Annotated in this window: 11 protein-coding genes; 6 read left to right on the top strand and 5 right to left on the bottom strand. The window is 64.6% G+C overall.

Translation table 11 applies throughout. From position 1 onward, the window contains the following. The first annotated feature begins 39 nt into the window (after nt 1-39). Nucleotides 40-1,245: a GAF domain-containing sensor histidine kinase gene (locus tag C8J98_RS16165; protein WP_199229938.1), complete on the top strand. Its 1,206-nt coding sequence runs from the start codon at nt 40-42 to the stop codon at nt 1,243-1,245. A 3-nt stretch (nt 1,246-1,248) separates the two neighbouring features. Here the strand turns inward: C8J98_RS16165 and C8J98_RS16160 are convergent, their stop codons facing one another. Both C8J98_RS16160 and C8J98_RS16155 read right to left on the bottom strand, forming a co-directional pair. Next, entirely contained in the window at nt 1,249-1,599 is a 351-nt protein-coding gene (locus C8J98_RS16160; RefSeq protein WP_107914214.1) for a hypothetical protein, read from the bottom strand. A 105-nt stretch (nt 1,600-1,704) separates the two neighbouring features. Beyond that, on the bottom strand, nt 1,705-3,660 hold the full coding sequence (locus C8J98_RS16155) for a formylglycine-generating enzyme family protein (RefSeq protein WP_107914213.1): 1,956 nt from the start codon (nt 3,658-3,660) through the stop codon (nt 1,705-1,707). Between the two features lie 111 nt (nt 3,661-3,771). On the opposite strand from C8J98_RS16155, the gene rnd reads away from it, so the two are divergent. Continuing rightward, a complete protein-coding gene (gene rnd / locus C8J98_RS16150) occupies nt 3,772-4,890 on the top strand; it encodes a ribonuclease D (protein ID WP_107914212.1) in 1,119 nt (372 codons plus the stop codon). 89 nt (nt 4,891-4,979) lie between these two features. Here rnd and C8J98_RS16145 read toward each other — a convergent pair whose 3' ends face one another. Further along, on the bottom strand, nt 4,980-5,918 hold the full coding sequence (locus tag C8J98_RS16145) for a LysR family transcriptional regulator (RefSeq protein ID WP_107914211.1): 939 nt from the start codon (nt 5,916-5,918) through the stop codon (nt 4,980-4,982). A 114-nt stretch (nt 5,919-6,032) separates the two neighbouring features. Between C8J98_RS16145 and C8J98_RS16140 the strand changes: the two genes are divergently transcribed. After that, nucleotides 6,033-6,782 carry a 3-oxoacyl-ACP reductase family protein gene (locus C8J98_RS16140; RefSeq protein ID WP_107914210.1) on the top strand — a complete coding sequence of 250 codons (750 nt, stop codon included), beginning with the start codon at nt 6,033-6,035 and terminating at the stop codon, nt 6,780-6,782. Nucleotides 6,783-6,899: 117 nt separating this feature from the next. Here the strand turns inward: C8J98_RS16140 and C8J98_RS16135 are convergent, their stop codons facing one another. Beyond that, a complete protein-coding gene (locus C8J98_RS16135) occupies nt 6,900-9,314 on the bottom strand; it encodes a TonB-dependent receptor (RefSeq protein ID WP_107914209.1) in 2,415 nt (804 codons plus the stop codon). Between the two features lie 289 nt (nt 9,315-9,603). Next, the gene (locus C8J98_RS16130) at nt 9,604-10,104 is read right to left on the bottom strand and encodes a MarR family transcriptional regulator (RefSeq protein ID WP_107914208.1); all 501 of its coding nucleotides are present in this window, start codon (nt 10,102-10,104) and stop codon (nt 9,604-9,606) included. 152 nt (nt 10,105-10,256) lie between these two features. Between C8J98_RS16130 and C8J98_RS16125 the strand changes: the two genes are divergently transcribed. From C8J98_RS16125 to C8J98_RS16115, 3 genes are all read left to right on the top strand, one after another. Further along, nucleotides 10,257-11,057 carry an SDR family oxidoreductase gene (locus tag C8J98_RS16125; RefSeq protein ID WP_107914207.1) on the top strand — a complete coding sequence of 267 codons (801 nt, stop codon included), beginning with the start codon at nt 10,257-10,259 and terminating at the stop codon, nt 11,055-11,057. A gap of 93 nt (nt 11,058-11,150) precedes the next feature. Continuing rightward, complete coding sequence (locus C8J98_RS16120; RefSeq protein WP_107914206.1) at nt 11,151-12,062, top strand: LysR family transcriptional regulator; 912 nt, start codon at nt 11,151-11,153, stop codon at nt 12,060-12,062. 112 nt (nt 12,063-12,174) lie between these two features. Then, nucleotides 12,175-12,711, top strand: coding sequence for a hypothetical protein (locus tag C8J98_RS16115; protein WP_107914205.1), 537 nt, complete (start codon nt 12,175-12,177; stop codon nt 12,709-12,711). Nucleotides 12,712-12,735: the final 24 nt, after the last annotated feature.

Raw genomic sequence — 12,735 nt, 5'->3', positions numbered from 1 at the left:
TAAAAGCATAGCACCGATCAACTCGCTAAGATGGGGCTTATGAGTCACGCTAGGCAGATGCTGCAAACGGATATCGAGGCGTCGGTGGAGGCGATTTCCCGCCTGTCGGTCGTACCGCGCATTCTCGACGCCGTGGTGCGGGCCACCGGCATGCGCTTCGCGGCCGTCGCCCGGGTCACCGAAAACCGCTGGACGGCCTGCGCCGTGCGGGACGACCTGGGATTCGGCCTGAAGCCAGGCGAGGACCTGGTCCTCGAGACCACCATCTGCAACGACATCCGCTCGCACCGCCAGCCGGTCGTGTTCGGACACGCGAGCGCGCATGCGGTCTATTCACAGCATCACACGCCGAAGTACTACGGACTCGAGTCTTACGCGTCGGTACCGATCTACACCGTTGAGGGAGACTTCTTCGGCACGCTGTGCGCGATCGATTCGCGGCCATCGGTCGTGGACGAGGAGCAGCTGGCCTCGGCGATGATTCTTTACGGCGAACTCATCGCCTCGCAGATGGCGCTCGAAGGGCGGGTCGAATACGCCGAACGCGCACTGCGCACGTCCATGGACGAAGGCGTGTTGCGCGAGCAGTTCCTCGCCGTGGTTGGCCATGACCTGCGCAGCCCTTTGCAGGCGGCGGGCATGGCGGCCGAAACGCTATCCGACATGGAACTGCCGCCACGTGCGGGCCGCCTGGCGAAAGTCATTACCGCCAGCACCAAGCGCATGGCCGACCTGATCGACGACATCATGGATTTTGCCCGGGCGCGCCTTGCCTCGGGCATTCCCGTCGCCCGGCTCGATCAGGGTGACCTGGCCGCGGTGATCGGCCGGGTGGTAACCGAAGTGTCCGCGGCGCACCCGACCGCCACGATCGTCAGCGACGTGGATGTTCCAGGCGAACTCCGCTTCGATCCCGTGCGCCTTCAGCAGTTACTCGCCAACCTGCTCAACAACGCCATCGTCCATGGCGACAGGCGACGCGCCATCCGCGTCGACGGGCGCCTCGAGGACAATAGCGTGGTCCTCGCCGTAACCAACTTCGGCACACCGATCGATCAGGCAACGCAGGTCATGCTGTTTCAACCGTTCTATCGACCGGAAAGCGCGACACCGCGGCCCGGCCTTGGGCTGGGCCTGTATATCGCCTCGGAAATCGCACGTGCGCATGGCGGCACGCTCACCGTCTGCTCCAGCACGGAAGACGGCACCTGCTTTACCTTGCGATTGCCCCTCGGCGGGGATTGACGCTCAGCGCGCCGCGCTTGCCGCCGGCGCCGGATACTCAGTGGTCGTCTCGAACTCCGCGTAGGGCTGGCCGCTTTCGGGCAGGTTTGCCAGGGGAAGCCGCTCGGCGACGCCCATCAGACGGGCCCGCAGCACGCTCACGTCGCGCAACTTCTCCGACGCCGCGAACGAGTACTCATCGGTCATGTCGAATGCGGCGACCACGTCACCGTCTCCGCTTCGCATGATCCAGGGTCGTCGCGCCGTGATCAGGCCCGCGCGCTGCATGGCCTCGTAGATTTCCAGCAGGATCGAAACGACAAGATCGGTCCGGCCCGGAAAGGGGCGATAGCCAACGATGATGGAGGTGGACACGCGCGAACCTCATGACGTCGGACGGGCTAAGCCGCATTTGTAACCAGTAACGGGTCGGCGTCAAGCGTTACGTGGCGCGGTTTCGGCAAACCTTCAAGGCTGGCATCACAGCTCGCGAACGACACGGAATCCGACGCGCGCACTTCGCAGGTCGGCATCCGCTCCCTGGCGATAGGCGGAACGGACCATGTCCGGCGCACTGCCCCAGGAACCGCCACGAACGACGCGACGGGAACAACCCGGGTTGACCCACGCTTCCGCCGTGCGCGGCGCGCGGATGTAGTTGTCGTGCCAGCAGTCGCCGACCCATTCGGAAACATTGCCGCCCATGTCGTAAAGGCCGAATGGGTTCGCCGTGAAACTCATTACCGGCGCGGGCCCCCAATAGCCGTCCTTGTAACCGCCGAACGCGTTGCTCCAGCGCCGGCCGGAACCGGAGCGGTCGTTACCGCCGGTCAGGTTCTCCACGCGCGAGGTGGGATTCTCATCACCCCACCAGTAGCGGCTGGTGCTGCCGGCGCGCAGCGCGTACTCGAATTCCGCCTCGCTGGCGAGGCGGTACTTCTTGCCCGTGCGTTGCGACAGCCAGTCCGCATAGGCCTTGGCGTCATTCCAGGACACGTTGATCACCGGCAGGCGCTCCTGGCCCGGCTTGCCGGCGTAGTCGTCCTGCCACGTGGCCGAGGCATCGTCACGCAGGCCACCGCTCTGCTCGTCGTAGACGCTGCCGCCGCCCATGGACTGCGACTGCGGCACATAGCCGCTCGCGCGCACGAAATCACGGAACTGCCCGATCGTTACGGCGCTGCGTCCCATGCCGACACCTTTGTCGACCTGGACCTCATGCGCGGGCGCCTCGTTGGCGTCATGGCCGCGCTCGCCATCCGGGGAGCCCATCATGAAGTGCCCGGTCGGCAGGACGACGAGCGGTGGGGCCTGCCCGGTCGAGTCGACGAAACGATCGGCGAACACCTGGCCAGGCTTGTAGCTCGCGTAGAGACGGGCATTGGTCACCCGTTCGTTGAAGTCGTCGATGCCGGCCAGATCCGGACTGATCTGCTGTGCCTTGGTCGCCAGCTGCTGGGCCAGTTCAATATTGCCGGCGTCCAGCGCGGAGCGCGCCTGGGCAAGCATTGCCGAACCGCTCTGCCGACGCATGCCCTCGATGCGGCCGCGGGTGTCCTGCAGCCCCTGCGATTCGGGGAGGATGGTGGCCGCCTCCGCCAGCGCGGCGTCAGCGGCCGCGAAATCGTTCTGGGCGACGGCCGCGAGCGCCTTGTCGAGCACGGCACGCTGGACCTGGATCACGCCCTGCTCCGCCACGGCGTTATCCGGGTCGAGCTGGAGCACCGCCCGATACGTGTCGAGCGCGCTGTCCCCGCGCGGTTGCTCGGCCTTGCCTTCCTGCAGCTGGCTGGCCGCCTTGCCGAGCATGGGTCGCACCTTGTCGAGGGTAGCCAGCTTCTGCTGCAAGGGAGCGGCCTCGGCGGCACTGGACGGCAATGCCTTGAGCGCCGCGAGGCCGTCGCGCGCGGCATCGGCATCGCCCAGGGCGATGTCCTGCTCGATTTCCGCGGCAAGGCGCCCACGCACCTCGTCCATGCCACCCAGCGCGCGCTGGCTATCGGCTTTTTCCTTGAGCACCGCGGAGAACATCACCGCCGCACTGTCCTTGCCACCGACCAGGCGATCCGCCTGCAGGGCCTTGTCCGCCCGGTCGAGCAAAGCACTCAACTCGGGAGAGTCCGGCGTCTTCTGCGCCGGCAGCTCGATTTCATTGGTTTTCTCGCGGCGGCGCGCGGCGATCACCGATGACGGCGCGAGCATGATCGGCGGACCGGCATCGATTTCAGACACGATAGCCCCTGGCGCGGCCTGCGGGCGCTGGTCGAAACCCATCGTCGTGGGCTGCCCGCGCATCGGCGTGCGCGGCGTATTCTGGCCCGGTTCCACATGCAGAAGTTGCGGAAAGAAGTGATAGAACAAGGCAAAACCGAGCACAGCGACACCCAGGGAGCCGCCAATGGCGCGCTGTCGGCGGACGGTCTCGGTGTTCGGCATGGTGGGCTGTTCCGTGCGGGCCTGCTATCGTGCGCTGCCACCTTAGAGAATCGCGTGCGGCAGGGCAACACGAACGTCGCGCGCGTTCCATGTATGCACAAGGAAGCAGGAATGACATCGAGCGACCTCGCTCCCGCCGCACCGTGGATCGACAACCACGACGAGTTGAGCACCTGGCTGGCGCCTGTAGGCCCGACAGCGGTTGTCGGCCTCGACACCGAGTTCATGCGACGCAACACGTTTTACCCGCAGCTGGCCCTGCTCCAGCTGGCTCACGACGGCCGCTACGCCCTGATCGACCCAGTGGCGTTTCCGCTCGGCGACGTGCTGCGCCCGACGTTCGCCGACAACCCCGTGGTCACGGTGATGCATAGCGCCGGCGAAGATCTCGAAGCCATGTCGCCGTTCCTGCCCGAGGGTCCGCACACGTTGTTCGACACGCAGATCGCCGCAGCCTTCGTCGGCATGGGCCTGGGCATCAGCTACCGCGCACTGGTGGCCGAACTGGTCGGTGCCGAACTGGACAAGGGCGAGACGCGCAGCGACTGGCTGCAACGCCCGCTGACCGAATCGCAGAAGCTTTACGCCACGCTCGATGTCGTCCATCTGCATCCCGTGCACGCCATCCTGAGCGAGCGCCTCGTCGAGCGCGACCGTGCCGCCTGGCACGCGGAAGACTGTGCCCGGATGAAACGCCGGGCCAGTGAGCGCGAAGGCGACCCGCAACCCCAGCGCAGCTTCAAGGCCGCCGCGGAATGGACGCCGGAGAAGCAGGCCCTGCTCCGCCGTGTGCTGCGCTGGCGCGAGACCACCGCACGCGAACTCGACAAGCCGCGCTCATGGTTGCTCGAAGACGCCCAGGCACTGGACCTCACCAGCAGCTTGCCGCGCGATGCCGCCCATCTCGATGAGCGTGTGCGTGGCACCCGTTCACTGCGCGCGCCGCAGCGTAAGGATCTGTTCGACCTGCTCCAGCAGCCACTGGAAGCCGCGGAGATCGAATCCACCGCACCGGTCGTCGGTCACCCCGTCGGCGACGCCAAGCGTGCCATCAACGAAATGCGCAGCGTCATCGACCTGCTCGCCACCCAGCTCGACCTCCCGCCCGGCCTGCTCTGCTCGCGCCGGTCGATGGAGGAATACGTGATGACAGGCGCATGGCCCGAAGCCCTCGAAGGCTGGCGCCGCGGCGTTCTTCATGAGCGTCTCGCCGGCCTCCTACCGGGCTGAGTCGGTGTGTTGTGTGGGAGCCGCTTCAGCGGCGATGGCCGGGTTGCCGTGACCCCCATCGCCGCTGAAGCGGCTCCCACAGAATGCGCTCACCGCACCGCGGGATGCTCCGCCGAAAACCGCGCAGCCAGCGCATCCCGCTCGAATGACGCCATCACATGCTCGACAAACACGCGTGTCTTCCGCGGCAGCAATTTCTGCGCCGCGTAATAGATCGAAATGTCGCCACCATCCACCCACCAGTCCGGCAGCACGCGCCGTAACACGCCGCGCTCGATGTACAACAGCGCATGCGGCACGGACACCAGGGCGATGCCCAGTCCCTGCATCGCGGCGTGATTGGCCGCGTCGGGATCGTCGAACAGGATGCGTGTGTCGAGGTCGATCGAGGCCTTGCCACCCGCGCCATCGGTAAGCGTCCAGTTGCGAATACGCCCGGTCTGCGGCGACCGGAGCAGAATGCCTCCCCGCCCGGCGAGCTCCGCCGGCGTACCCGGGGCCCCTCGCGCTGCAAGGTAGGCGGGCGAGGCGACCAGGACACGATGCGCAGGCGCCAGGCGCCGCGCCACGAGACCCGGCTGCAACTCGAAGCCCCCGCCAATGGCTACATCGAAGCCCTCGCCGATCAGGTCGACCGCGCGATTGTCGAAATGCCAGTCCGGCTGCACTCGAGGGTTCGCGCGAAGAAAGGCGCCCAGCATCGGCACGATCCAGTCGCGGCCAAACGCATTGCCCATGCTGACGCGCAGGCGACCCACCGGGCTCGCGTGCGCCACGGTGGCGTTGGACATGGCCGTTTGCAGGCTGTCCAGGCTGTCCACCACCTCCAGCCGAAACGCCTCGCCCGCCTCCGTGAGCGACAGCCGGCGCGTGCTGCGCTGAAACAGCCGGACGCCGAGCGAGGCCTCCAGCCGGGCGACGTTCTTTCCCACCGCGGCCGGGGTCAGGCCCAATGCGCGCCCCGCCGCGGCGAAACTGCCGGATTCGGCGCTGCGGATGAAGCAGACAATACCGTTGAGGGTGTCCATGGAACGATTCTAAACCGATGGTATCGACTGCATGGGTGAAATCGCGCCTACCGTTGCATCCCTTTCGCCGCTATTGATGTTGGTGTCCACCTCATCTCACTTCGGAGTCATGCCATGAACGACCTCAATTCCATCCAGGGCAAGAGCGCCCTCATCCTCGGTGGCTCGCGCGGCATCGGCGCTGCCATCGCCCGTCGCCTCGCCGCCGGCGGCGCCAACGTTGTGCTCACCTACGTCAACGGCGCCGCCGCTGCCGAGGCCGTCGTCGCCGAGATCGCCGCCAAGGGCGGTCGTGCCATCGCCTTCCAGGCAGACAGTGCCAGCGACACTGCCATCGAAGCGGCGGTCGCGAAAACGAAAGAGGCCTTCGGCGGCCTCGATATCCTCGTCAACAATGCGGGTATCGCGAAGTTCTCTCCCATCGAGGATTACCCGATAGAAGACCTGGACAGCACGCTCGCGATCAATGTGCGTGCCGCCGTGGTGGCCAGCAAGTTCGGCGCGCGCGCCATGAATAACGGTGGCCGCATCATCCACATCGGCAGCACCAACGCGGAGCGCATGCCAGGCCAGGGTGGCGCGGTCTATGCCATGAGCAAGTCGGCCCTGCAGGGCCTGACCAAGGGACTCGCACGCGATCTCGGCCCGCGCGGCATCACGGTGAACAATGTGCAGCCGGGCCCGGTCGACACCGACATGAACCCGAAGGACGGTCCGTTCGCGGAACAGCTGATGCCGTTGCTCGCCGTGGGTCGCTACGGCCACGCCGATGAGGTCGCCAGTTTCGTCGCCTATCTCGCCGGCCCGGAAGCGGGCAACATCACCGGTGCCAACCTGCTGATCGACGGCGGCTTCGCCGCCTGATCCCTTCCTGCCCTGCTCTATGTGGGAGCCGATTCATCATGTGGGAGCCGATTCATCGGCGATAGCCGGGTTACCGCGAACCCCATCGCCGCTGAAGCGGCTCCCACACAAACCGGTTTAGTTAAACGACGCCCCGAACGTCACCATGAACGCCCGCGGCTGCAGCAGGCCGTAAGTCGGCGAGCTGGTATAGAGCGAACCCTGCGTGGTGGCCAGGAACTGCGCCGAGCTGACATACGAGAACGCCTTGCGATCGGCCAGGTTGGTCACGTTGACCTTGATATACGGCGTCTTCAACGCATCCCAGTCGCCGAAACGATAGCCGGCGGAGAAGTCGAACTGGGCGAAGCCGCCGACACGCTCGGTGTTGAGATAGTCGCCGTACAGCGAGCTGCTGATGCGACCGGTCAACGTGGCCCACACATGCGCGCTGTCGTCATAACCGATGCTCACGTTACCGATGTTGCGCGCCGTATCGGGCATGGTCTTGCCATTGGTCGGATAGATACCGTCGCCACCGCCGTCGATGCTGCCGACGATCTTGGCCTGCGTGTAGCTGTACGACGCGTACGCTGTCCAGTCCGTGCTCAGCTTGTAGCTGGCTTCGGAACTGAAACCCTGCATGTGCATGCGCTTGACCGACGTGTAGTACGTGTAGCCCGTCGTGTCGTCGAACGCACTTTCCTGCTTGTTGTTGTAGTTGCTGCGGTAGACGTCGGCACTGACCGAGAGCGCGTCGCCGTAGAAACGCCAGCCAAGGTCCGTATTCCACGCCGTTTCCGGTGCATTGGCAGCCTGCTGGCTAGCCAATGCGTTGAGCAGGAGCACCGTGTTCGGCGGCGCGCGGAAGGTCTTGCCGCTACCGATGTAGAACTGGTTGCGCTCGTCCATCTGGAACTTGATGCCCGCGGTCGGCAGCACCTTGTGCCAGTTCTTGTCCACGTCGGTGGTGAACTGCTGCTTGGTGACGGCACCGGCGATCGAGCCCGGGTACTCCTGTGCGAAGCCCGTGCGATTCGTCCACAGGTAGCTCACGCCCGCGGTGAACGTCCAGAAGTCATTCGGCGTCCAGTTGTCGGTGACGAAACCCTTCTTGATCTCGGTGGTGGTGTATTCGTTGTAGACCTTCTGGCCCAGGCCGCTGCCCGGGTAGGTCACGAAGCTGTCGTCGCCCCAGATCGAAGCCGGCGTGCCCTCGCCGTTCACCAGGCCGTAGAGGTCCGACTGGCTCTTCCGCGAACGCTCATACCACACGCCGTACTCGAGGCTGTTGTCCTGGTCCAGATCCTGGTTGAACTTGGCGATGATGCCCGGACGATAGGTCAGCGCGGCCGAGTAAGAATAGACCACGCCCTTGTCGTTGGCGGAGACGACACCGTTATTGTTGACGTCCTGGTTGGCGAAGCCGAAGCGGTCCGCACCCGTCGGGCTCTCGCTCACCGTAGCGCCGGCGCCGCCGCCGCCATTGCCGTACCAGATGTAAGGCACGACGGAGAGGCGCAGGCTGTCGCTGAACTTGAACTCGCCATCGAGGCTGGCCAGGTAGCTCTTGAACGGATTGGTACGCAGGCCGTAGTAGTACGTGTTGTTGTTGATAGCTGCGGTCGAGCTACCCGGCATCCAGGTATTGAGATAGTCGTAGTGGTAACCGTTCTGGGCCACCTGCGCCTTGGTCAGCGAACGGTAGTTGATGTTGTTTTCGCGGTTGTACTGCAGCGAAGCGCTGATCGAATTGTTGTCGTCGATCGTCCAGACGGACTTGCCGTCAACCTTCGTCACTTCCATGTCGCCCGGGCCGCGCCACTTGTCGGCGGTATTGCGCGAGTACGAGATCCACGAACGCACCGGACCGGTGTCGCCCGTGTTGAGGCGGATGAAAGTGCGGCGGTAATCGTTGCTGCCCAGGCTCTGGGTAAAGTCCACGCCAGCCTTGTGCGAAGGATCGATCGTCGCCCAGCCGATGTGACCGCCGCTGGCGCCGGAATCGGGCATGTCGATGTCCGGAATGCCCTGCAGCACCGTGATATCGCCCATGTTCTCGCTATCGCCGTATTCGGTCGCGTAAACGGAATAGCTGCCCGAATCGGTGATCGGCGCGCCGTTGAGCGTCATGCCGATGTCCGACGAGTCGAAGCCGCGGATCGAGTAGTGGCCGTTGGCCAGGCCGGTGACATCGTCCGTCGCGGCATTCACGCCCGGGATCGTACTGATCATCTGGGTGAAGTTTGCGCCTGGCGACGCCTTGACGATGGCCTCGCGGGTGATCGTGGAAACCGCCTTGGCGGCCGTCTGCACCGACATGAGGCCGGCGCCCAGGTTGAGGCTCTCCGCCTGGACCTGTACGCCGCTCATCTGCTGCACGCGACGGGTGTCGTTGGAAGTCGTCGTGTTCGAGGTGCTCGACGCGCTGCGCTGAGCGGTCGGCGCGGTGGCCGAATTCTCGGACTGGCCCGTTGCATCCTGTGCCCAGACCGAAGCTGCGGTCATCGAAAAGACGACGGCGATCGCCATGGAGAGATGGTTTCTTTTCACTGGAGTTTCCTGAGTTACAAGGGTTGAATCGTTGTCCACACTTCCCCGCTCGACACTATCTTTCGATAGTCGAAGGCTCGTGCGATTTCTGCTGTCATTGCTGCGTAGTACTTGCTGGAACACGCAAGTTCACACGCTTTCCCTAGGCATAAAAAAGCCCAGTCAACGATGACCGGGCGAACGTTGCGAAATTAGTTTTTTAATGCGGAAAATCGCACGAAATCATGCGCGTCTTCGCTACCCCAGAAGATTCTCATGCTTATTTTACAGCATATTTACAACGCCGCCATCAGGACGAATTCGGAGTGCCATAGGCAACGAGAAATTCGTCGGACGACACATAGTCGGCGAGCGTCCGCAGCGCAGTCGCGGATTCGCTGCCCAGCACGTCTTCAACCTGGCGATTCGCCGCGGCCCAGAGATGGAGCGCCCGATGCAGCAGAGCCGCGCCTTCGGGAGTCAGGGCGGCGCGCTTCGCACGCCTGTCCTCCTTATCTGGCGACAGTACGATCAGTCCGTCCCTGACCAGCGGCCTCAACGCGTGCGTCACTGCGGAAATCTGCAGCACGAGTTTCGTCGCCAGATCCTGCAACGTGGGCGACCGCCCGCCGTCCGCGGCGGACAGGCGTTCGATGTCCGCGAGCAGGCCGATCTGGGTCGCCTTCAGGCCGACCGGAGCCAGCGCGTCGTCGTAAAGGTTGCCCAGGCGTCGCGCGGCCCGCCGCAAAGCCGTGTTCGTGCAGGCCATGGCCAGGAAGGCGCTCGCGTCCGCCGCCGCCTTGTCGGCCATGTTTGCTTGCGCACTCGCTTTTTTGGAGGTTTTCGCCATGGCGTAAGGATGGTTGAGCACTGAACCATTGACAAGGCGTGAGCTTATCACTATACAGTTGAGCCCTCAACTTATTACTTGAGCCCTCAACCTAAAGCACGGAGTATCGAACCATGTCCTCTTCCAGGAAAACCGCCGTCGTCACGGGTGCTTCCTCCGGCATCGGCGCGGTCTACGCCCAGCGCCTGGCCGCTCGCGGCTACGATCTGGTCCTCGTGGCGCGTCGCGCGGATCGCCTCGCCACGCTTGCCGAACAGCTCACCAAAGCCCATGGCGTCGATGTGCGCGTGGTGGCGGCCGACCTCGAGAAAGATGCCGACGTCGCCAGGGTGGAAGCCATCCTCGCCAGCGACAGCAGCGTACATATGCTGGTCAATAACGCGGGCCTCGCACGGCTCCGGTCGTTGAAGGACACTTCGGTCGCCGACGCGCATTCGCAGGTGGCCCTGAACGTCACCGCCCTCACCCGCCTGACGCAGGCAGTGTTGCCGGAGCTCGTGGCGCGCAACGAAGGCACCATCATTAACGTAGCCTCGGTGCTCGCGGTGCATTCCCTGCCGATCAGCGCCGTCTACAGCGGCACGAAGGCGTATGTCCTCGCCTTCACCCGCGGCCTGCAGGCCGAGCTCGCCGACACCGGCGTCAAGGTACAGCTGGTCCTTCCCGCCTCCACGGCCACCGAGATCTGGTCGGAAGAGGTTTCCGGCATCCCGCTGTCCGCGCTGCGCCAGGAGTCCATCATGAGCGCCGAAGACATGGTGGACGCTTCGCTCACCGGCCTGGACAACGGCGAGACCGTCACCTGGCCGTCGGTTGCCGACGAAGGCCTGTGGACCACCTACGACACGGCCCGCGCCTCCCTGTTCGCCGCCACGCAGACGGGTACGCCTGCTCCACGTTATCTGAAGGCGTAACAGCGTTCCGACACGTCGCGCCAGGAGCCCTATCCGGCTCTTGGCGCACGTGAAGCCTGATAACATCGCCTTGGTATAGCGCAAGGCGACTTCGTGAAACCTCATCGATTCGGCGATATCGCGGCCTTCGTCGCCGTGGTGAAAGCGGGAAGCATCACCGCCGCCACGAATTCACTCGAACTGACCCGCTCTGCCGTCGGCAAGAGCATCGTGCGCCTGGAAACCCAACTGGGTCTGCGCCTGCTTAACCGCACCACGCGCAAGCTGAGCCTGACCGACGAAGGTGCCGTCGTCTATGCGCGCTGGTGTCAAATCCTGGACGAGCTGGAAGACGTCGACGCCACCATGGCACTGCGTCGTAACCAGCCGACCGGTACGCTCAAGTTCCTGATGCCACCGACGTTCGGGCAGCGTCACGTGCTGCCCGTGCTCAATGCGTATCTCAACGAGTGGCCTGCACTTCGCGCGGAACTCTGGTTCACCGACCGCTTCGTCGACCTGGTCGAGGATGGTTTCGACCTGGCGATACGCATCGGCGCACCCAAGGAAGATTCGCAGATGCTGACGCGTACCGTGGCGTGGCGGCAGTTCGTCGTATGCGCGTCGCCGGATTACCTGGCCAGGCGCGGCATCCCACAAACGCCACGCGACCTGGCCGGCCACGACACGATCATGTACGCCGTCGGTGAACAACCGCGGCCCTGGCGCCTCTACACGGACGACGTGCCGCATGCCTATGAAGGGCCAGCGCGCCTGGACATCGACAGTTACGAGGTGATGCGCGAAATGGCCCTGGCAGGATTCGGCCTGACTTTCCTGCCGAACTATATTCTCGCCGACGAGTTGCGCGCGGGAACGCTTGTCGAAGTTTTGCGTGTGCATCGACCACCGCCCGATCCCATTCGGCTGGTCTACCCGAGCAGGCAGCACCTGGCGCCGCGAACGCGGGCCTTCATCGATATTCTCGCCCAGCGCTGGGAATCCGGCGCGCCCTGGGAGACGTAACCGACGTACGGCATTGGGGACGGGCAGGCCCGGATGAAGGTCGTCTGGGGTGGTATATCGGGCGCGAGCAGGGGCAGACACTGTCGCATCGCAACTGCCTCAGTACCCTTCCATGAAAACCTCAGTTCCCCTCTCACGTCCCACCCTTCTCGTTGCATGTGCGCTGCTCGCGACGACACTGTTAGCCGGCTGCCACGCGACCACCGACGCACGATGGACAACGGCCGACGACACCGTCTATCGCTGGGAGCACGCGCTGCCGACCCTGCCGGTCGAAGTTCGCGGTCAGCTCCCGAACCTCACCCACGAACAGATCGCGCAGGCCTTCCCGCGTGCTCTACCAGTGCGCGAGCCTGCCGACCATCCTGCCGCGCGCCTGGTCGTGGATGCGGGCGGTGATACATCTCCTGCAGGCGACGCCTACTGCGAAACGCCAGCCTCCGCCCTGGCCAGTACAGCCTCCAGCACGTCGTTTGCACTGACCATGTCGCTCTGCGATGGAACGCGCCTGGTGGCGTCATCGCGCACACGGGTCGATCCCGACAAGAGCAACATCGAGGATCTCCCTCGCCAGATCGACCGCCTGAAGAACCTGATGCTTATCGGAATCGACGGAAGCCCCGCCCAGCTGGTCCACATCCAGAGCTGAAACGCGGCTTTTCGATCACTCATG

It is taken from the genome of Luteibacter sp. OK325 (assembly GCF_003050935.1).
In the GTDB taxonomy this organism is placed as follows: Bacteria; Pseudomonadota; Gammaproteobacteria; order Xanthomonadales; family Rhodanobacteraceae; genus Luteibacter.
This window is presented reverse-complemented; position numbering and strand designations above follow the sequence as displayed.